Origin of the sequence: Macrococcus equipercicus (assembly GCF_004359525.2) — a bacterium.
Taxonomy (GTDB): Bacteria; Bacillota; Bacilli; order Staphylococcales; family Staphylococcaceae; genus Macrococcus; species Macrococcus equipercicus.
The window spans coordinates 206351-227005 of record NZ_SCWC02000003.1 but is presented as its reverse complement, the minus strand read 5'-3'; the positions used below and the strand labels follow the sequence as shown (position 1 = coordinate 227005).

Annotated in this window: 22 protein-coding genes and 1 riboswitch; of the genes, 10 read left to right on the top strand and 12 right to left on the bottom strand. The window is 45.4% G+C overall.

Annotated features, from left to right (window positions below; genetic code table 11):
* The first annotated feature begins 91 nt into the window (after nucleotides 1–91).
* The 4 genes from ERX35_RS06265 (at nucleotide 92) to ERX35_RS06250 (ending at nucleotide 2928) form a co-directional block, all read left to right on the top strand.
* On the top strand, nucleotides 92–343 hold the full coding sequence (locus ERX35_RS06265; RefSeq protein WP_149459070.1) for an HAD hydrolase family protein: 252 nt from the start codon (nucleotides 92–94) through the stop codon (nucleotides 341–343).
* Between the two features lie 7 nt (nucleotides 344–350).
* Complete coding sequence (locus ERX35_RS06260) at nucleotides 351–1205, top strand: GNAT family N-acetyltransferase (RefSeq protein ID WP_149459069.1); 855 nt, start codon at nucleotides 351–353, stop codon at nucleotides 1203–1205.
* A gap of 76 nt (nucleotides 1206–1281) precedes the next feature.
* Nucleotides 1282–2127, top strand: a complete 846-nt coding sequence (locus ERX35_RS06255; RefSeq protein ID WP_149459068.1) for a GRP family sugar transporter — start codon at nucleotides 1282–1284, stop codon at nucleotides 2125–2127.
* Between the two features lie 15 nt (nucleotides 2128–2142).
* Nucleotides 2143–2928, top strand: a complete 786-nt coding sequence (locus ERX35_RS06250; protein ID WP_149459067.1) for a glucose 1-dehydrogenase — start codon at nucleotides 2143–2145, stop codon at nucleotides 2926–2928.
* A gap of 46 nt (nucleotides 2929–2974) precedes the next feature.
* On the opposite strand, the gene ERX35_RS06245 is transcribed toward ERX35_RS06250, so the two are convergent.
* Nucleotides 2975–3880, bottom strand: coding sequence for an AEC family transporter (locus ERX35_RS06245; RefSeq protein ID WP_149459066.1), 906 nt, complete (start codon nucleotides 3878–3880; stop codon nucleotides 2975–2977).
* A gap of 56 nt (nucleotides 3881–3936) precedes the next feature.
* Here ERX35_RS06245 and ERX35_RS06240 point away from each other — a divergent pair, with 56 nt between their 5' ends.
* Nucleotides 3937–4341 carry a DUF4064 domain-containing protein gene (locus tag ERX35_RS06240; protein WP_149459065.1) on the top strand — a complete coding sequence of 135 codons (405 nt, stop codon included), beginning with the start codon at nucleotides 3937–3939 and terminating at the stop codon, nucleotides 4339–4341.
* A 9-nt stretch (nucleotides 4342–4350) separates the two neighbouring features.
* Here ERX35_RS06240 and ERX35_RS06235 read toward each other — a convergent pair whose 3' ends face one another.
* Entirely contained in the window at nucleotides 4351–5427 is a 1077-nt protein-coding gene (locus ERX35_RS06235; protein WP_149459064.1) for a metallophosphoesterase, read from the bottom strand.
* Nucleotides 5424–5900 (bottom strand): Cys-tRNA(Pro) deacylase, encoded by a 477-nt coding sequence (gene ybaK, locus ERX35_RS06230; RefSeq protein ID WP_149459063.1) that lies wholly within the window; start codon nucleotides 5898–5900, stop codon nucleotides 5424–5426. The genes ERX35_RS06235 and ybaK overlap by 4 nt, the downstream gene beginning before the upstream one ends.
* A 78-nt stretch (nucleotides 5901–5978) precedes the next feature.
* On the opposite strand from ybaK, the gene ERX35_RS11425 reads away from it, so the two are divergent.
* The 3 genes from ERX35_RS11425 to mspA are packed head-to-tail and all read left to right on the top strand — an operon-like array spanning nucleotide 5979 to nucleotide 7616.
* Complete coding sequence (locus ERX35_RS11425) at nucleotides 5979–6149, top strand: SE1832 family protein (protein ID WP_170234567.1); 171 nt, start codon at nucleotides 5979–5981, stop codon at nucleotides 6147–6149.
* On the top strand, nucleotides 6139–7296 hold the full coding sequence (locus tag ERX35_RS06225) for an MFS transporter (protein ID WP_246143133.1): 1158 nt from the start codon (nucleotides 6139–6141) through the stop codon (nucleotides 7294–7296). Before ERX35_RS11425 ends, ERX35_RS06225 begins: the two co-directional genes overlap by 11 nt.
* Entirely contained in the window at nucleotides 7293–7616 is a 324-nt protein-coding gene (gene mspA, locus ERX35_RS06220) for a membrane stabilizing protein MspA (protein WP_149459062.1), read from the top strand. Before ERX35_RS06225 ends, mspA begins: the two co-directional genes overlap by 4 nt.
* A gap of 62 nt (nucleotides 7617–7678) precedes the next feature.
* On the opposite strand, the gene ERX35_RS06215 is transcribed toward mspA, so the two are convergent.
* The 3 genes from ERX35_RS06215 to ERX35_RS06205 all read right to left on the bottom strand — a co-directional run bounded on the left by ERX35_RS06215 (nucleotide 7679) and on the right by ERX35_RS06205 (nucleotide 13115).
* On the bottom strand, nucleotides 7679–8836 hold the full coding sequence (locus ERX35_RS06215; RefSeq protein WP_149459061.1) for an aminotransferase class I/II-fold pyridoxal phosphate-dependent enzyme: 1158 nt from the start codon (nucleotides 8834–8836) through the stop codon (nucleotides 7679–7681).
* Between the two features lie 61 nt (nucleotides 8837–8897).
* Nucleotides 8898–8997: riboswitch (SAM riboswitch) on the bottom strand.
* 53 nt (nucleotides 8998–9050) lie between these two features.
* Nucleotides 9051–12197 (bottom strand): efflux RND transporter permease subunit, encoded by a 3147-nt coding sequence (locus tag ERX35_RS06210; protein WP_149459060.1) that lies wholly within the window; start codon nucleotides 12195–12197, stop codon nucleotides 9051–9053.
* 57 nt (nucleotides 12198–12254) lie between these two features.
* Nucleotides 12255–13115: an NAD(P)-dependent oxidoreductase gene (locus ERX35_RS06205; protein WP_149459059.1), complete on the bottom strand. Its 861-nt coding sequence runs from the start codon at nucleotides 13113–13115 to the stop codon at nucleotides 12255–12257.
* Between the two features lie 72 nt (nucleotides 13116–13187).
* Here ERX35_RS06205 and ERX35_RS06200 point away from each other — a divergent pair, with 72 nt between their 5' ends.
* Nucleotides 13188–13478, top strand: coding sequence for a hypothetical protein (locus tag ERX35_RS06200; protein ID WP_149459058.1), 291 nt, complete (start codon nucleotides 13188–13190; stop codon nucleotides 13476–13478).
* On the opposite strand, the gene proC is transcribed toward ERX35_RS06200, so the two are convergent.
* Together proC and ERX35_RS06190 are read right to left on the bottom strand one after the other, a co-directional pair.
* On the bottom strand, nucleotides 13475–14254 hold the full coding sequence (proC, locus tag ERX35_RS06195) for a pyrroline-5-carboxylate reductase (protein WP_149459057.1): 780 nt from the start codon (nucleotides 14252–14254) through the stop codon (nucleotides 13475–13477). The genes ERX35_RS06200 and proC overlap by 4 nt on opposite strands.
* Nucleotides 14255–14261: 7 nt before the next feature.
* Nucleotides 14262–15515: a lipid II:glycine glycyltransferase FemX gene (locus tag ERX35_RS06190; protein WP_149459056.1), complete on the bottom strand. Its 1254-nt coding sequence runs from the start codon at nucleotides 15513–15515 to the stop codon at nucleotides 14262–14264.
* An 86-nt stretch (nucleotides 15516–15601) separates the two neighbouring features.
* On the opposite strand from ERX35_RS06190, the gene ERX35_RS06185 reads away from it, so the two are divergent.
* Nucleotides 15602–15853, top strand: a complete 252-nt coding sequence (locus tag ERX35_RS06185) for a hypothetical protein (RefSeq protein WP_149459055.1) — start codon at nucleotides 15602–15604, stop codon at nucleotides 15851–15853.
* On the opposite strand, the gene ERX35_RS06180 is transcribed toward ERX35_RS06185, so the two are convergent.
* From ERX35_RS06180 to ERX35_RS06165, 4 genes are all read right to left on the bottom strand, one after another.
* Nucleotides 15850–16575 (bottom strand): VOC family protein, encoded by a 726-nt coding sequence (locus ERX35_RS06180; protein ID WP_170234566.1) that lies wholly within the window; start codon nucleotides 16573–16575, stop codon nucleotides 15850–15852. The two genes, ERX35_RS06185 and ERX35_RS06180, sit on opposite strands and share 4 nt — an antisense overlap.
* A gap of 181 nt (nucleotides 16576–16756) precedes the next feature.
* Nucleotides 16757–18421, bottom strand: a complete 1665-nt coding sequence (locus ERX35_RS06175) for a glycoside hydrolase family 13 protein (RefSeq protein WP_149459053.1) — start codon at nucleotides 18419–18421, stop codon at nucleotides 16757–16759.
* A 97-nt stretch (nucleotides 18422–18518) separates the two neighbouring features.
* Nucleotides 18519–19673 (bottom strand): ABC transporter ATP-binding protein, encoded by a 1155-nt coding sequence (locus tag ERX35_RS06170; RefSeq protein WP_149459052.1) that lies wholly within the window; start codon nucleotides 19671–19673, stop codon nucleotides 18519–18521.
* Nucleotides 19674–19685: 12 nt separating this feature from the next.
* Complete coding sequence (locus ERX35_RS06165; RefSeq protein WP_149459051.1) at nucleotides 19686–20654, bottom strand: sugar phosphate isomerase/epimerase family protein; 969 nt, start codon at nucleotides 20652–20654, stop codon at nucleotides 19686–19688.
* Nucleotide 20655 lies beyond the last annotated feature (1 nt).

The following is a 20655-nucleotide window of genomic DNA, read 5'->3' as shown; positions in this document are numbered from 1 at the left end:
CATCATTATAGCATGCTCCTATTAAGATTTCATTTGAGTTAACCCTATGTTTCCGTTATGCTAATTTCAAATGGAGGAGGCACGCTTATGAATCCTATGTATTTCCCGGAGAATATCAGCTGGCTCGTCCGTCACTTATTTGATCAAGAAGTTCAGCATTCCAGTCAATCAGACTATCGCATTCGGTGACAGCGGCAATGATATTAACATGCTCAATGCGGTTGAATACGGGTATTTAGTAAGTAATGCGCCAGCAGAAGCGAAGCAGTTATACCCATCTATTGCTGAACATCCATACAATAAAGGTATATTAACGACATTGACCCATATAGTTAAGGAGTGAACAGCACATGGACAGAAATGAGACAGAGCAGTATGAGAAAATCAGCCAGTTTCTTTACGAAATGAATCAGCAGCCGGAATATCATGTCAATTATTTAGGACGCAGTCAGGAACGTATTATGACACAGCTCGAGCAGCACGGGCCTGATCATATTGCCGTCTTATACGAAGGAAATGACATCATTGCAGTTGTAGGTATCGAAACCATTACAGATGGGACCGCCCATGTCTTCGGCCCGATTACCGCACGAACAGATGCCGCGACTTCGCGCCGTATTACAGCGCTCTGTGAACAACTGATCAATAAACATCCTGACATTAAAGACTATGAGTTTTACATTAGTGCACAGCACAGCTTCGGCCGACTTGTGATGAAGTCGCTGAGAACACAGTATTTGGGTACGCGCTATACGATGGCCGCTACACGGCTTAATGACAATGCGATCGATACACGCCTTGTCATCCCTTACAGCCCGATCTATAAAAAGAGTTTCAAGACTCTTATGAAAAACTTATACATTAATCCGAAAGAACGGACAGAAGAACTGCTGGGACTGCTTGATAAGTCCTATGAACTATTCATTCTGTTAAGCGAAGGCATCGTTAAAGGTTACATCGTACTGGCAACCAATAATCAGACGACATGTTACGTCGACTATGTGGTCACTCATAAAAACTATCGCCACCAAGGGATTGGTCATCAGCTTGTTACGTATGCGGCAGAACATGCTTTCAAGGAACATGAAGCAACAGAAATACAGCTGAGCGTAGAGGATAAGAGGAAGCGGACGATTGAATTTTATGAGAAGCTCGGCTTCAAGAAAGTCGATGAGCTTCATCATTATAAGTACAGCGTCAATTAATTAGACAGCTAACGGGCATGTTTCAGTAACAAGCTGACGGGAATAGAATAACATCAATAGATAAAGGATTGAGGCTATGGATATATTAATCGCTTTGCTGCCTGCTCTGCTCTGGGGCAGCGTTGTCCTGATCAACGTCAAGGTGGGCGGTTCGCCTTATGAACAGATTATGGGGACAGTGCTCGGTGCATTCATTATTGGTACTGCTGCTTACTTCATCGTCCACCCCGACCTCAACTGGAAGATATTAATTGTCGGTATGATTTCCGGCGGGTTCTGGGCACTCGGTCAGGGTAACCAGCTAAAAAGTGTGGAAAAGATCGGGGTCTCTAAAACGATGCCGCTCTCTACTGGGATGCAGCTTGTCGGGACGACCTTGATCTCAGTTATCTTTTTTGATGAATGGAAGTCATCATCTGCTGTCATTTTAGGTATTACAGCGCTTGCTCTTCTTGTCGCTGGTGTCATTCTGACATCCCTCAAAGGTCAGGAGAAAGAACAGGGCAGTGTGAAGTCAGCACTCCATATTCTTATCATCTCCTCTATCGGTTATATTACATATGTCGTTATCGGCCAGTTTTTCGGGGTTAAAGGATGGGATGCGCTTTTCCCGCAGGCAATCGGTATGGTCATCGGCGGCCTCCTGCTCAGTATGAAGCATCATCCTGAGAAAAAAGCGGTCGTTAAAAACATCATCCCCGGTGTTGTCTGGGCATTCGGTAACATGGCCATGTTTTATTCACAGCCGAAAGTAGGCGTAGCGACCAGCTTCTCCTTCTCGCAGATGCTTGTCGTCGTCTCAACATTGGGCGGTATTTTTCTGCTCAAGGAAAAGAAGTCAAAGAAACAGTATATCGGTATCGCTGTCGGAATTATTCTGATTATTGCTGCAGCTTTTCTATTAGGTTACGCTAAAAAATAACAAGGAGTGGTATCCATGTATCAAGATTTAAAAGAAAAAGTCGTTGTCATCACAGGTGCTTCAAATGGTATCGGGAAAGCGATGGCGGAAGAGTTCGGTAAAGAAGGATGTAAAGTCGTCGTCAATTACCATTCAAGTCCCGGGCGGGCAGAAGAAGTCGCGGCAACGATCAAGGAGAACGGCGGCGACGCAGTTATCGTGCAAGGCGACGTCGGTAAAGAAGAAGATGTCCTTAAAATCTGTCAGCAGGCTTATGCTACGTTCGGCGGCATTGATATTATGATTAATAACGCCGGCATCGAACATCCTACCCCGTCACTTGAAATGTCAGCTGACGAATTCAATAAAGTGATGGAGACAAATCTGACAGGTGCATTTATCGGTAGCCGTGAAGCATGCAGACATTTCGTTGAAACGGGCAAAAAAGGCGTTATCATCAATATTTCAAGTGTGCATGACGTCATCGCCTGGCCGAACTACGTCAATTATGCAGCAAGTAAAGGCGGTTTGAAACTGATGATGGAAACAATGTGTATGGAATTTGCACCTCAAGGCATCCGTATCAATAACATCTCACCTGGTGCAATTATGACAGAGCACACCACCGAAAAATTCAGCGACCCTGAAACACGCGCTGAAACAGAAAAAATGATTCCGATGGGCATTATCGGCAAACCGCAGCAGATTGCAACTGTTGCGACATTCCTCGCAAGTGAAAATGCCAGCTATATTACCGGCGCAACGCTCTATGTCGACGGCGGTATGACAAAATATCCATCATTCATGGGTGGTAAAGGCTAACAAAAAATCTGTCTCAAGTACGAGACAGATTTTTTTTGTGTCGAAATTACAGCATGACCATCTGGAAGATGAACAATATGATGATTGAGATGATGATAGACAAGTTAGTGACCATACCGATAAACGGCAGCGTGCGATATTTGAACTGAATAGCGTACGGAATGATAGATACGCCGACCGGCAGTAAGAAACCGATCAGTAAAGTAGTTCTGAACATTGTATCGAACGGCAGCAGGAAATAACACGCGAGACCGACGAGTGCCCCGAAGCCGTAATGAAAAGCAAGGTATTTAACAGCGAGCGGCAAATAATATTTATCGACTTTGAAGTTCAAGTAAATACCAAGAAGCAGCATGGACAGCGGCATATTCGCTTTCGACAGAACACTGAAGAAGTCGAGCATGGCAGCCGGCAGATGGATATGTGTCAGACTGAGCGTCAGCATCATCATGTAAGTCATGAGCGGCACACTTTTCACTAGGCTGAGCAGCAAATATTTGGCGTCGAACGTTTCGCTGCCTTCACTGAAGTAATTGCCGACGAAATAAGTGATACCGAACATGACAATGGAACCGCCGATGTCGAACATGCCGAAATAAAGCAGACCGTGTGCGCCGAACATCCGTTCAACGAGCGGATAGGCAAATAACCCGATGTTCAAGGCAGAGGCCATCATGCCGACTGACCCTCTGACATGATTGTTGTATTTAAGAAACAGCACAATAGCCAGAAACTTTGCGATTACCGCATAGCTGATCATCACGACCGGCAGCAGCATTAACGACGGCACGATTTCTACTTTGCTCAATGTCACGATGACAAGTGACGGCAGCGTCATATTAAAGATGATACGTGCAATAACCCCGCCGTCCTGTTCTGTGAAATAACCGAGCCGCTTCATCAAATAGCCCAGCAGAATCATCGCAATAATCATGATGAAACTTTGTGTCATTTAAACCTCTCCTTTTATTACTGTGATAAAATAAACATAAAACCTAGAGGTGCTTTATGAACGACTTCATTAAAATTCCGAAACGTCTCGCAGTCGCAGCACTCGTAATCATGACTGTTCTCGTCCTCTCAATCATCGTCCTTTACTTCAGTGCAACAAGTGCTGTCATCCAGAACTTTCTTGCTCATCAAGGCGGCTCTGTCACTGCGAGTACCGCTTCACTGAAAGGCGTGCTGCTGCCGCTCATCGTGATGATGCTGTTCCCATGGGCACTCAATCTGCTCGGCATTCTATACTTGAAGCGCTATCCGGTAGTGAGTGCTGTCATGTTCATCGTCGCCGGTCTCATGCTGTTATTCACGTTAATCTTCCCCGTGCTGCTGATCACTGCCGGGACTATGCTTGTCATCCGTCACCGTCATTACATCCAGCACGAAAAATATAAAACACACTACGAGTAGTGTGTTTTCTTAATGAGCAAGTACTTCTTCAGGCACCCAGCCGACAAGACTGCCCTTTTTGATCAGTATATAACCAAGACATGTGTCATCGACTACTTTGACCCGTTTCCCGACTTCTACATCCAGAAATAAATCCGTATAATCATCTTTCAACCGGTAGTGACCACAATCTCCCTGAATATATTCAGTCTTGACCATGAACTCAGTACCCGACTGGCTGTGGACAGCCAGCGTGAAGTAAGGGTCTATCTCCTCAACCATTATATCAAATTCCGGATAGGTGAATGTGTGCGGCGTCTGATAACTCACTTCAAAGGACTGAATAACTAAAGCTTCCGGGTGCGCATCAACAAATTCAGACTTAAGCGAACCATCCGCTTCAATGATCAGTGCATTGAGCTGACCGGACGGCTTCACCTGATTGCCGCCGTCAATGGCGATAACTTTACGGGTGTCGTTAATTTTCACTGCATGGCTGAACAATCCGCCTTCCACATAGTTACAGGCAGGATAATGACCGACAACGATATATTTATCCAGCTGATGATGACGCTTATAAAAGTTCGGCATGCTGAGCGCCCGCTCGCGGTCTGTCTCAAGATAGTCATCGTCAACCCCCGCATGAACAAACAGAAAGTCCTCCGTTTCAATCGCAGTCGGCAGTGCAGCCAGCTGTTCGCGGTAGTGTCCGTAGTGAGCGAGTATGTCATCAGCAAGCTGCTGCTGTGATGGATAATCCGCAGGTGTTCTGCCGACTTTCTCCAGATAGTCATGGACAAATGTACGCCGGTAAGCCATATAATCATACAGCCAGTCTTCATACAGCTCCTCTAGAATCCGGTCGCAGTTGCCTTCAATCATATGCACATTCGGCTGCTTGAGCAGTTCAAACACATAGTGCATCGTGCCTATGGAATCCTGTCCTTTATCTATAATATCGCCGCCGATAATCAAAATATCGTCAGCTGAAAAGCCGACCTGGTCAAGCAGCTGCTGAAACAGCGCTTTCTCACCGTGGATATCTGAGATGACAATCGTCCGGCGCCCTCTAATGGCAAGCTGCATGTATTTATCTTTCAGCTTCATCGCAGCACATCCGCTGTCCGGCCGTTAGTAACTGTGAGCAGCGCACTGAGGCTGAGCCTCACCTGGACACCGAGCTGTCCGGCGCTGACGATAATTGTCTCCTGCTCAGCAGCTGACGCATCAACAATGGTCGGCAGCCGCTTCTTCATGCCCACCGGTGAACAGCCGCCTCTTACATAGCCTGTTTTACTGAGCAGCTCTTTGACCGGCAGCAGTTCCAGCTTCTTCACGCCTGCTGCTCTCGCCGCTTTCTTCATGTCAAGTTCAGCTGCGACAGGTATGACAAAGACAAATAACTCCTGACCCATATGAGTGACAAGTGTTTTATAAACCGCTGCAGCCGGCTGATTGATTTTCGACGCTACGCTTATGCCATCGATCTGACCGTCTTCTACGTCGTAAGTAAAAATAGTATAATCCATGTGCTGCTGATCCAGCTGACGCAGTGCATTTGTTTTGATTTTCTTCGTCATTATCAGTTCCCCGCTTTCAAGTTACTTCCATTATAGCTTATAATGGACTTACATTTTAAAAATAAAGGAGTGTACAAAATGGCTGATTTAAATTATCAACTGACAGAACTAAAACAGGAATATGTTAGATTACAGGGCGACATAGAGAAGGTCCAATCAACAGGCAATCACGCTGACAAGCTGGAAGAGCGTCTGCATGAACTGGAAGAAGAAATCCGCAGTGTACGAGAACAGTTGAATGAACAGTAATATTAAGCAGGTTTTCGGCCTGCTGATGGGCATCCAGTTTTTTATTTATTTCGGCTTCAGTGTCGTCATTCCCGTTATTCCCGCGCTGATTGCTCATATGAACTTAAGTGCTTTTCATATGGGCCTGCTGCTTGCAAGCTATTCCATTGCCTCATTTATCGCAGCACCGTTCTGGGGTCAGTTCTCTGATAATAACGGCCGTAAGAAAGTGCTGCTGATCGGCCTGATCGGCTTTACAGTGAGCTTTCTCACATTCGGTCTGTTCATCGGCAATCTGCCGATGCTGTACGTGTCACGAATTATCGGCGGACTTTTTTCCGGCGCCTGCTTCTCAACGACAACAAGTATTGTCGCTGACTTAACGACGGCCGAGGAACGTAACCGCTATATGGGGCTGCTCGGCATGATGATCGGCCTCGGCTTTATCTTTGGTCCTGCTGTCGGCGGACTGCTGGCCGGCATTTCCTACCAGCTGCCCTACTTCATCACGGCTGTCATATTGATGCTGATCTTTATTTTAGTGCTGATCAAACTTCCGGAGACGCATCATGAGCGTTCCGGTCCAGAAGACAAGCGCATCAACTGGCAGATTTTCAGGCAGCCGGTCGGGTTATTGTTATTATGTACATTCATTGTCATGATGACGATGAGCGGGATGGAGAGTTCATTCCAGCTGCTTGAGATTAACCGTATTAATATCACCCCGACTGAGATGGGGCTGCTCTTTATGGTCGGTGGTTTCGTCAGCGCCATTCTGCAGGGCGGCTATTTAAGAAAAGTTAAACACGGTGCAGAACGTCAAGTGATGATTGCCGGGCAGATCATCACTGCTGTTGCTTTCATCATGCTGCCGTTCACGATGAATCTGGCTTATGCCGGCCTGTGCCTCGTGCTGCTGATGGCAGGAAATGCTATGGTGCGCACACTGCTGACGTCAACTATTACAAAGACAACAACGGCGCAGCATATGGGCAAATTGACAGGAATCAGCTACTCACTGGACAGCTTAGGCAGAATTATCGGTCCGCTCGCCTTCACCGGACTACTGACATTTGATTTAAGTCTGCCTTTTTATATCGGCGCTGTCACAAGTATGTTATCCCTTATTCTCATTTATATTTATTTCTCGAAAGGACAGTTGGCATGATATTCTTACTTACGCTTTACCTGCTCATTTATTTGCTCGTCTCCTATTTGAGCATTTATCAGTACAGCATTCCACTCACCCGAATCTTAAGAATCATACTCAGCATCGGCCTGCTGTTATTTTCTTTCAGCCTGCTGGTCGGTATTACAGCGACATCATGGTGGGTCTTTCTGTTAGTGCTGGCACTTGTCATCAACATAGAGATCACTGCTTTTAAACATCGCATTAATGACCAAAAAGGCGTGCTTATACTTCATATCTTTACACTAATGCTGACTGTACTGATCATCGGTGTATCATTTTTCAACTACAGCGTTTAAGCTAAAAACTGCACCCCAAAGTTGGACCTAAAATCTAACGTTTGGGGTGTTTTTATTATGTATCAGTACAATGATTTCTCTTCGATCAACCTTTCAAGGAACGTCTCAAGAATGCTGTCATCAACCGCCAGAGAGACACGGACGAAATTTCGGCCGCGCTCTCCAAAAGGTATGCCCGGTGTGACAAGCATGGACTGTTCCTTCAGCAAGTAGTCGACGAATGACTCACCATCATAACCCCGAGGTGTCTTCAGCCAGAGGAAAATACCTCCCGCAAGCGGACTGTATGGAATGTGATGTTGATCAAGAAGAGCGGTCACACGGTCACGGCGCCTGCGGAACAAATCGTTCTGCACTTCTGTAAACGACTCGCCGAGCTTCAGGGCAGCAGTACTTGCATCCTGCAGCGCCCCCCACATGCCTACTTGTGTATGATCCTGGAATTTATTCAGTGCAGCAATCATCTCTTTGTTGCCGACCGCAAACCCGACGCGGAAGCCTGACATATTGAAGCCTTTAGACAATGAATAAATTTCTACGGCGATGTCTTTAGCCCCGGGAGACTGCAGGATACTCGGGTTTTTCGCATCAAAACCGAATGCCGCGTAAGCGAAGTCGTGGACAATCTTCGTCTCTGTCTGTTTAAAACGATTGACCGTCTCATCAAAAAACTCACGCGTCGCTACAGCGCCTGTCGGATTGCTCGGATAGTTCAAGTAGATGAGCTTCGTCCTGCTAAGCTGATCAGCCGGCACATCATTAAAGTCGGGTAAATAGCTTTTTTCTTCATAGAGCGGCAGTGTATAATGCTCACCGTGAGCCAGTATGACCCCCGCCAAATAATCCGTATAGCCCGGGTCCGGCAGCAGCACACCGTCACCCGGCTCTATGACACATAACGGCAAATGCACAAGCCCGTTCTTCGTCCCATATAAAATGCATATTTCCTCGTCTTTATCGAGTGTCACATGATAGACATCATGATAGAACTTCTGGATGGCTTCCTTGAATGTATCTTTCCCCCTGAACACCCCGTATTTATTGTTCTCCGGGTTCTGCACTGCTGCGCTCATCGCTTTGATCACTTCATCTGGTGCCGGCTTATCCGGAATGCCGACTGCCATATTAATCAGCGGCTTGCTGCCGATTTCAAGTTTACGTCCCATGGTCTTACCGAAATAACTGTCTGGAATATCATTTAAAATTTTTGTGTAGGTCATGCTGATTCCCCTTATACAATGATATAAAAAAATGTCACCGCTTAATAGCGATGACATAGGTCACTTATCTATCAAGCATCTGCTTGCTGGATTTAGCACAGTGCCGAAGCCTGCTGCTGAGATTTCTTCGGGCCAAGTCCCTCCATCTCTCTGGATAAGATATTCAATTGGTGACTTTCACTATAATATGATATGACACACGCGTCAATATGAATTAGCGTGTTTCAGTGATTGTCTGTTTTCTTTTTTTGCGGTTTTTTATGGCCATAAGCATTTCATAGACCACCGGCACGACAATCAATGTCAGCAGTGTAGATGATACAAGACCACCGATAACAGTGACGCCGAGCGCTTTTGAAATTAACACTGAGCCGTCGCCGCCGAATAACAGCGGTGATAACGCCCCGATTGTTGCCAGCGCAGTCATCAAGATCGGTCTGACACGAGTCGACGCCGCTTCAAGCAGTGCGTCACGTGTTGATAATCCACTGTTCTCCATATGAATGACGCGGTCAATCAATACGATGGCGTTGGTGACAACTATACCAATCAGCATGAGCACCCCGATCATCGATGGAACGGACAATGTTTCTTTGGCAAGAAGCAGACCGATGATGACACCAATAACCGTAAACGGTAGTGAGAACAAAATAGCAAGTGGTGCCAGACCACCTTTAAACGTCAGTACAAGAATCAAATAAACAATACCGATAGCGGCAAGCATCGCAATACCTAACTGAGAGAAACTTTCGCCGATATCTTGATTTGTACCGCCGACATGGATAGAGACGTTGCTCGGTGTATCGATTTTGTCGATTGCCTGTTGCACGTCCGCTGTCGTTTTACCGACATCGTCTGCTTTAATTTTGCTGTCGACAGTAGCTGAGACGTCACCATCTTCACGAGTGATTGTATCTGATGATTTACCTTCTTCAATCTTGACAATGTCGCTCAGTTTCACGTCGCGGCCAAGCGGCGAAGTGATTTTAGTATCTTCAAGCTTTTGTTTCGTCCAGTTGTTCTGCTCCGCTTTCGTCAGAACAACTTCAGTTGATTTTCCGCCTTGTCCTACTTTAGTGACGACTGTATCAGGTGAACGCTGATTAAGTGTCATTGCTACTTGACCGGCTGTCAGGCCGAGTTCAGACAATTTGTCGTGGTCAACTTTCAGCGTATATTCATCATAGCTTGCTGATAACGAAGAATCCACATTGGATAATGCTTTTTCGTCTTTCATTGCTTTTTCTACTTTGTCGACTGTCGAACGAATGGCATCGGTGGAAGGTCCGACAACCGACACAGACACACTATTAGAAGCGCCGCCTGTAGCGAAGTCCTGATTTTTCCAAGAACCTGGATAGTTGTAAGTTGCGAGCTTATCCAGTACTTTTTCTGCTTCATCATCCCAGTTCGGCGTGTTTTTGTTATATTCAACCATCATTGCCATGTCGTTTGACGCAATCGGGCTGAATGGATTTTTACCACCGACGGAGAACTGGACGTTTTCAACATATTTCTTGTTCGATAAGTAATGCTGTACTGTCTCAGCATGCTTGACAACTTCATCTTCTGTCTCTCCCGGCTGCGGCTTATAAGTAAGCGCGAGCAGCTTATCTTCACCTGTTGAAATGAATGATGTGCCGACAAAAGGCATTAACATTAAACTACCGACCAGTAATAATATGCTGAGTAAGCCGACAATCCATTTATGTCTTAATGACCAGTCGAGAATGCGGCGGTAGAAGCCGGCGATAGCACCGGGCTTTTCATCATGATGGCCTTTAATGCCATTTCTGAAGAAAATATGGCCGAGCATCGGTACGATTGTGATCGCAATTAAGAGTGATGCGAGTAAGGCGAACACAACAGTCAATGCGAACGGTCTGAATAACTCCCCGATTGAACCTGATACAAGTCCAAGCGGCAGGAACACGGCAATCGTCACAAGTGTGGACGACATGATCGGAATGAACATCTCACGCGTCGCATCGGCGATAAGAGCTGAGCCGCTCAAGCGTTCGTTCTTCAGTGACATCCGACGGAAAATATTTTCTATAACAACAATCGAGTCATCAATGACCCGGCCGATCGCAACCGTCATTGCGCCGAGCGTCATAATATTCAATGTGACATTCAGCTGCTTTAAAATAAGCAGTGCAATAAGAATAGACATTGGAATAGAGACAACGGCGATAAACGTCGAACGTATATTACGCAGGAAGATCAAGATCATGATAACTGCGAACAAGGCACCAATCAGTGCTTTTTCCACCATTGTTCTCACAGAATCTTCAATCGGTTTAGCCTGGTCCATCATCAGCAGAGCATTAATATCTTTATTCTCTTTACCGAACTTATTAACGATGTCTTTCACATCATTAGCAAGTTTCACAGTATTAGCATTGTCTGATTTAACAACTTGAATACTCAATGAATCTTTACCGTTTGTTTTAGAAATTGAATCGCGGCTTGCCACATTTTTAATCTTTGCAATATCACCTAATTCCACTGTCGGCAGCTTCATCTGTGCTGCGGCAGGATTAGCGCTTTGCGCACCAGCTGCCGGATTTGCCTGCGCTTGAGCGCCTGCTGTTTGTCCTGCACCTTGAGAGGCACCTGTCATTGGTATTTTCAGTGACTTCAAAGCATCGACTGATGTAAACTGGCCGTTAACGACGATAGACTTCAAGTCATTACCGAATGTGTAAAGGCCGAGCGGTGCATCAGTTGTTGCGCCTTTAATGAACTGCAGCACCGTGTCTTCAGTCAATCCTTTTTTCTTAAGTTCAGCTTCATCAAACTGCAGCTCAATCTGCTGAACTTCCTGTCCTGAGAAAGTGACACTGCTGACACCATCCACTCCTTCAATTTGAGGGACAAGGTCATCTTTAATGACTTTTGTCAGTTCCTTGATATTGTTACTGTCTGAAGAGAAAGAATAACTGATAATCGGGAAAGTATACATAGAGATACGGTCGATGGTCGGCTTCTGCGCCTCTTCCGGCATATCTATTTTTCCTATAGCTTCCTGCAGATCTTTCTCCGCTTTATCCATATCAGTACCGAAATCATACTGGAGGGTAATGGCTGAAGCATTCTGCAGCGACTGGCTGGATACTTTGTCGACACCTGACATACTCGCCACTTTCTTCTCGATTGGGTCCGTCACGTTATCAAGCACCGCTTCCGGCGTCGCTCCTGGATAAGGCGTCGTTACTGTGATGACCGGTGAAGATATACTAGGCAGCATTTCCATTTTCATCGTCATTGCCGAATAAATTCCGGCCGCTGCAAGAATCAATGTCATCAGCCAAAGCGCCAATTTATTATGTAACGAGAAATTTATAATTTTCTGTATCACTGTCTTCCTCCATTTTTCATTCTCAACTAACAATATAGACCAAATAACTATATATTGCTAATTATTACCTCTATATTTCTCGAAAATAATATGCGTTCCTGTCGTCTGTTTCTGTTCTTGGGTCAACTCATCATAAAGCTGATAGGCAAGTTCAAGGCCAGGCAGCTGGATATTCAGCTTTGCTGCCTCGTCGAGCGCTATCTTCATATCTTTCAGGAAGTGATGCGTATAAAATCCCGGCTGATAATCACCGTTCAGCATCCGAGGTGCGAGGTTTGACAGCGACCAGCTGCCCGCTGCACCTTTAGAAATTGTTTCAAGAACCCGCTCAATATCAAGTCCTGCCTGCTCAGCATAATAGAGACTTTCTGCCACGCCGATCATGCCGGACGCAATCGCAATCTGATTGGCCATCTTCGTGTGCTGACCGCTGCCGGCCGGACCGAAGTACTGCACGCTGCTGCTGAACATATCAATGATATTCTTCACTTTAAGGAACGCCTGCTCATCGCCCCCGACCATCACAGATAATGTGCCTTTTTTAGCACCGACGTCGCCGCCGCTGACAGGTGCATCTATAACTGCGATACCAGCGTCTTCTGCTTCTCGAGCAATCTTACCGGCAAGTTCTGGACTTGACGTCGTGCAGTCAATCAAGATCTGCCCTGCTCTGCCATGGTGAATTAATCCTGTTTCTCCTAAGTACATGGCTTCGACATCATGTGGATAACCAAGCATCGTAAAAATAATGTCACATGCTGCAGCCACTTCTTGTGGACTGTCACACCACACCGCTCCTTCTGTCAGCAGTGATTCAGCTTTTTCTTTCGTGCGGTTGTAGACAAACAGCGAATGTCCTTTCAAATGACCCGCCATACTGCGGCCCATGACTCCTGTACCAATAAATCCAATATTCATGTGCTACCTCCAGATTTATATTTTAAAACTCATGATTTTCCATTAAAATGAATAGCAATAGGAGGGTGTTATATGCAAAAGGTACTCATGCTGCTTTTTATCATTATGCATATCGTCTTAACCACAAGTTACTTCATTAATAGTGGAATTATCTTCTTTACTACGTATTTCTGGTTTTTATTCTGTATCATCACTGTTATCAATGGTACTGTTTATTTTTTTGCAAAACTTCCCGTCAAAGAAAAGAATACGGCTTACAAAGTACTGGCCAGTACGCTCATACTCGTCAGTATGCTTAATTTATTTTTCATTCTTTATATCAGTTTTGTGAACCCTTATTTCTATCTGGAATTCAGACATTAATTATATTTCGTTATTTCATCCATGGCTTTTGAGATAGCATCTCTGAAGCCTTTTTCTTCTAGTTTTTTCACTCCTTGAATGGTCGAACCGCCTGGAGACGTCACTTGATCTTTCAGGACTGCAGGATGCTTACCGCTTTCCAGCACCATCTTCCCTGCTCCAATGACCATCTGGCTCGCCAGCTGATAAGCCGTTTCCCGGCCCAGACCAGCAGCGACAGCATTGTCGGCCATCGCTTCAATCATCATGTAGACAAATGTCGGTGATGAGGCCGCGATAGCAGGCATAATATGCATCAGCGATTCATCAATCCACTTCACTGTACCCAGCCGCTGCATGATTTCAGTTAATTCTTGGATTTCTTCTCTGCTGACATAGTCATTATGACTCATGGCAATTACGCCGGCGTTCACTGCAACAGGTGTGTTAGGCATCATCCGGACAATTTTCTGATGATGGTCAAACATATCATCGATATCCTGTATCGACACACCGCCCGCAATGGACATAATGAGATGATCCTCTACTAAATAATGGTGCAGCTGTCCTGCGATTTCAACAAAAGCTTCAGGTACAATGCCAAGCATGATACCATCGTAATCTTTAAGTTCTTCAAGTGTTTCAATACTTGTTACACCGTGTTTTTCGACAAAATGCTGCTGCTTCTCTTTATTTCTGAGCCATAGACCAAATGCGCTGAGTTCCAGCCCGCTATTTTTCCAGCCCTTTACCATCTGTGTTACCATTTTGCCGCCGCCAATTATCGCTATCCTCATATGATCCCTACTTTTTACGTCCTTTAGTGAATTTCAGCTTCATCTTCGTCACCCGCGGCTTCACTTGTTCTATTAATCGATAGACCGGCTGATTAAGTACATAGTCAAATTCCCCGATTTTCTCACTCAGACGCGTGCCCCACATCTTCTTGAACTGCCAGAGCCCGAAATGCTCTGAACCTTGCGGTGGATTGTTGTCTGTCCCACCGAAATCATAGCTTTTAGCTCCGCGTTCACGGGCATAGCGCATCATACTGATCTGCATGTTGTGATTCGGCAGATAATCCCGATATTCATTGCTTGAAGCGCCGTATAAATAATAGGATTTATGCCCTGAGAATGTCAGCAGCGCACCCGACAATACTTTTCCTTCAGGATTTGTTTCATTCAGCTGTTCAAGTTCAGCGAGCTGTTTTTGCAGCTTCGTCTGCTGCAGCGCGATATCTTTCAGCTGATTCTGTGCTTTCTTCTGATCCTTCTTCTGTTCAAGCTTCTGCTTTTTACTTTCAAGCGCATCATACTCTTCCTGCAGTTTAGGGATGACAGCGGCCGGTATGAGTTTGACGAGAAACAGCTCTGCATCGCCGTCTGGATTCAGCGCATCATAAATATTTTCGAAGTACGAGACGTCACGCGTCAGAAAACCATCCCGCTCACCGGTCTCTTTCATCAGAGCGGCGAACGTCTTTAAGTCGTCGCGGCCGGCGATATACGCTTCTGTTCCTTTTTTCTGGCTCAGTTTCACTCGTGAGCGGTTGTTCTTCTCGAAACTTTGAATGAGTGCCTCGTCATCCTGGTCGATGTCTGTAATCATCGTCATCCGCGGCTGAATATAGCTTTTGCTGAGCCCGTCTTCGAACCCTTTATGGCGGTAGCCGAGTGATTCCATATAATCGACAAGATTCCCCGCATTCTCCACTTCGATGTCCGGATCAATCTTAATCGCATAAGCGCGTTCAGCACGTGCCACTTCAACCGCAAACTTTGTCAATGCTGCTACCACTTCTTTGTCATTATAATCACAGACAAAGCCGCGGGATATGTAGCAGAGCGTAAACGGCAGTCTCGGCACACGTTTGAAGAGCAGCTGGCCGACGCCTGCCACTTCGTTATCACGGCCGACTGCGATGCGTTTTGCGTACCAGCCTGTCAGCCGCTTGGATTCCGCCCATTTAGAAAGCTGCAGCAGATCTCCATTTGGATGCTGTTTCACGAACTGATCGTGTATGTCATTGGAAATATGAAGTCTCTTTACTGTCATGTGAATCTTCCTTTCAATCGTTCAACTATAATCGTCTGGCTATTTTTGTTATAATGATGACAAAATACATGTAAGAGAGGTATATGATGTTCAAAAATATTTTGCTGGCAGTACTTATGGTTGTTAACATAGTGCTCATTTTTCTCTTTCAGACGCGCCAGGCTATTTATCATCTCGATATCAGCGTAGTGGCAGTCGGTCTGACGCTTATCATTTCGATTCTCTTTCTCATTGTGAAGCCTTCGAAAATGAACATGATATTTATTTTGATTGCCCTTCTCATTGCATTATACCATGCGTCGCTATTAGTTATGCGTGTATATCACTACGTCTATTAAGTGAATAAATAAGTCGCCCCGTGAACAGTTACTTCATTTACGTCTGCGTCCGCTGACGCTATCGTGATAGAGCGTATGCCGTCAAAGTCACCTGCTGTAATGGTGAATGCCGGGCTGCCGGGCAGCGTTAACGCATGTCCGTCATAAGTCGCCCCGAATAAATCCTGCCATTCCGTAATCGTTCGTTCCTTGTCTTTTGAAACAAGCGCTATCTCTTTGACAGTCAACGGCTGGAACAAAGAAATGAGCGCTTGTTCTCTGTCTTCATCTGATTCATCCCACTGAATGAAAAACGGCAGCTCACGGACGCTGTTATCATCGATATAGAGCAGCTGCCAGCTGATGACCTGCCCATCCGGCTTAGTCCGCGTCATCTTGTTCGGCCCGATCACTTCACGTCCGCATGACACAAAGTGATCTTTTAGCGCATTAATATCATCGGTACGAAAACAGAGTCGCTTAAACCCTTCCTTATAATGCGTACGCTCAAGAGTTGCCGCAAAACTTAACCGCTCCTTGCTATCAACAGCCGCCTGCTTCACTAATGACTCGTCAAAGACATCGATGAATTCAACATAGCTTAAGTCAAAGTAGCTGAGTTGATTATATGTCCCTAATGCTTCATGTCTGCCGCCCGGCTGCAGCAAGAGCAGTTCATCCGGAAACTCAAAATCCTCAAGATTCTTTATATAATGAATGATGTGGTCCCATTTTAATAGCATATCCTTCACCTCATCTTCCATTGTAAGTAATTTTCCCTTAAAACAAAAGAAACAGACAAATTCCCATCAAAAAAACACCCCGGAAATCCAGGGCGTCCATTATAATTACCAATCCTCATCTTTATATCGCAGTGAGGGTTTTGTAAATATTATATAAAAGAGCTCAAAATGCTGCTTCAGCTTATGCTAAATGATATACACGTGCCTCGTAAGGTTTCAAAATAATTTCATCTGATGCTGATTCCTGAAGCTTGTAATTATTCAGCACGATCTTCTCAGGGTCAAAATAAAATCCTTCACTGCTATCGAGTTTCACTTCAATATCAGCAAGATTGCCGATGACAAGCACCTGCTCATCACCTAACGTCCGCGTATAAGCGAACACATCCGGGTGATTCGCATAGACAAGGTCGAATATGCCATACGTCATGATTAAATTCTCTTTTTTGAACTTAATCATTTTCTTATAGAAGCTGTAAATCGACTGGTCATCATGCAATTGTTTTTCGACGTTGATATCAACGTAATTCGGGTTGACTTTCAACCACGGTCTGCCGGTTGTAAACCCTGCATGTTCTGTGTCATCCCACTGCATCGGTGTGCGCGCGTTATCACGGCTGATACGCTGCAGCATCTCGATAATCTTAGCTTTCGGCATACCATTGACGAGTTCATTGTTATAAATATTCTTCGCATGAACATCGTTGAACTCAGAAATATCCTTGAACGGATAATTTGTCATTCCGATCTCCTGACCTTGATAAATAAACGGTGTTCCCTGCTGCAGGAAATACACGGCCGCATGACTGGTCGCACTTTCGTACCAGTATACTTTGTCATCTCCCCATGTAGAAGGCACACGGGGACGATCATGGTTTTCAATGAAGAGTGCATTCCACCCTACATTCTCCAGACCTTTCTGCCATTCTGCCAGCACCTGCTTATAGCCGAGAATATCAAAGCCGGTACCCACATCATGATTCCATAAGTTCAAATGCTCAAATTGAAAGACCATATCAAACTTGCCGTTTTTTTCACCGACCCATAGATCAGCGTCTTCTGTCGTCACGCCATTCGCTTCACCGACGGTCATAATATCATAGTTATCAAACGTCGCTTCTTTCATTTCTTTCAGAAACTCATGGATGCCGGGCTGGTTCATATGACCTTCAAATGATTCAACATAGTTCAGTGCATCCGGATTCGGCAGATCCCCTTTAGAGAACGTCTTTTTAATATGACTGATAGCATCAATTCTGAAACCGTCGATTCCTTTTTCCAGCCACCAGTTGATCATATTATAGACCGCATGGCGCATCTCTCTGTTTTCCCAGTTCAAGTCAGGCTGTTTACGACTGAATACATGCATATAGTACTGATTTGTCGTCGCATCGTATTCCCATGCTGACCCTTCAAAAATACTGGCCCAGTTATTCGGCTCACGGCCGTTCTTGCCGTCTTTCCATATATACCAGTCCCGCTTAGGATCTTCCTTTGAATGCCTTGATTCGATAAACCATGGATGCTCATCACTTGTATGATTCACCACAAGATCCATAATCAATTTCATACCGCGCTCGTGTACTTCAAGCAGCAGACGGTCAAAGTCCTCCATTGAACCAAAATCTCTCATAATCTTCTGATAGTCACGAATATCATAGCCGTTATCATCGTTCGGCGAATCATAGACCGGACTCAGCCAGATAACGTCAATCCCAAGTTCCTTCAAGTAATCAAGTTTTTCTGTCAGACCGTTGATATCACCGATACCGTCACCGTTCGAATCTTGAAAGCTGCGCGGATATACTTGATAGCACACCGCTTCTTTCCACCAAATGCGTTTCATTTTCCAGTTCCTCCAGTTAGAGATAAATAAAGCTGTTAACATGACGCATGTTAACAGCTTTTTTAGTTCAATACAATAATATGCACTTACACCGTGATTATAGCGCTGCAGTCTCGTTAAGTGCACCTTCCTGACGGCGTCTTTCTTCTGCTGCGTTACGGATACGTTCTCCTGTTTCTGTATCGAAGAAATGCGCTTTATTCATATCCATCGCCAGGCGGACAATATCGCCTGCTTTAAAGTCATTACGTGCATCCAGCTTGGAAATAAACTCCTGGCCTTCGAACATGGAATAGACCATGACTTCTGAACCGAGCAGCTCGCTGACCGTCACTTTCGTTTCGAACGATGCATTTTCATACGACTGGATAAAGACCGGCTCATCATGAATGTCTTCCGGACGGATGCCGAACTTAACTTCCTTGCCGGCGTAGCCTTTATTCTTCAGTGAGCGCATGATCGCTTCCGGTATATCAAACTCATAATTACCGATACGGATTGATTTTTCCGTTAACTTTCCGGTGAAAATATTCATCGGCGGCGAACCGATAAACTCGGCGACAAAAATATTATCCGGGAAATCATAGACTTCTTTCGGTGTCCCTACCTGCATAATATCGCCGTCTTTCAGCACAACGATACGTGTCGCCATCGTCAGTGCTTCTGTCTGGTCATGGGTTACATAAATAGTCGTTGTCTGCAGACGGTTATGTAATTTCGAAATTTCAGCACGCATTTGCACGCGAAGCTTGGCATCCAGGTTTGACAATGGTTCATCCATCAAGAAGACTTTCGCTTCCCGGACAATCGCACGTCCTAACGCCACACGCTGACGCTGACCACCGGATAATGCTTTTGGTTTACGCTGCAAATATTCAGTCAGTCCTAAAATTTGTGCTGCTTCTTCTACGCGGCGTTTAATGTCTGCTTTCGGTGTTTTGCGTAATTTCAGACCGAATGCCATATTGTCATATACCGTCATATGAGGATACAGTGCATAGTTCTGGAAAACCATAGCGATATCGCGGTTTTTAGGGGCAACATCGTTCATGCGCACGCCGTCTATCGTGAAGTCACCTGCTGTAATATCTTCAAGACCCGCAATCATTCTGAGCGTTGTTGATTTACCGCAGCCTGACGGGCCGACAAATACGATGAATTCTTTGTCGTGAATGTGAAGGTTGAAGTCTTTGACTACTGTGTTGCCACCTTCGTAAGTCTTTTTAATGTGATCTAATCGCAGCTCTGCCATTGTAATTCCTCCTTATACCCACCACATATCGGTCGGTGTCTGTTTAATGATAACTTGCTTTAAATTGCGCACAGCTGTCTGGAATCCTTCTTCTATCGACATCAGCGGATCTTCATGCTCAATGCTGACGACATAATCATAGTCATAAGTCCTTAAGGCACTCATCATCGCTGTCCAGTCTTTTAAGTCATGACCGCAGCCGACGCTTCTGAATGTCCAGCTTCTTGTCTTGACATTACTATAAGGCTGCATATCCAGTAAACCGTACATATTGACATTATCCTGGTCAATATATGTATCTTTCGCATGAAAATGATGGATGGCGTGCTGTTCACCGAGTATTTTGATGGCCGCGACCGGGTCAATGCCCTGCCACCATAAATGGCTCGGGTCCAGATTAGCGCCGATATATTCGTTCGTCGCTGCTCTTAGTTTCAGCAATGTGTAAGGAGAATGGACGAGAAATCCTCCGTGCAGTTCAAGGCCGATTTTTACGTCATGCGTCTTCGCAAGTTCTGCGATGTCCTGCCAGTATGGAATCAGCTTCTCTTCCCACTGCCAGTCATAACTATCCTTGTATTCAGTCGGCCACGGAACGACCGGCCAGTTAGGCAGCACCGCTTCTTCTGAATCACCCGCTGTGCCGCTGAAACAGTTCACGACAGGGACGTCCATCAAGCCGGCAAGCTGAATCGTCTTACGTAACACCGTATCCGATTCTTCTCTGAATGCTGCTTCCGGTGAGATCGGGTTACCATGACAGCTGAATGATGAGATGAACAGACCTCTTTCAGCGAATGCCTGCTGGTACGTCTCTCTCGCACGTTCGCTTTTAAGCAGCTCGTCAACATCAATATGACTGCTGCCCGGGTAACACCCTGTTCCGACTTCAACTGCTTCAACGCCTGACTGCTGCACGTAATCAAGCATCTCCTCAAATGATTTATCATTGAACAAAGGATTAAACACTCCTAATTTCATC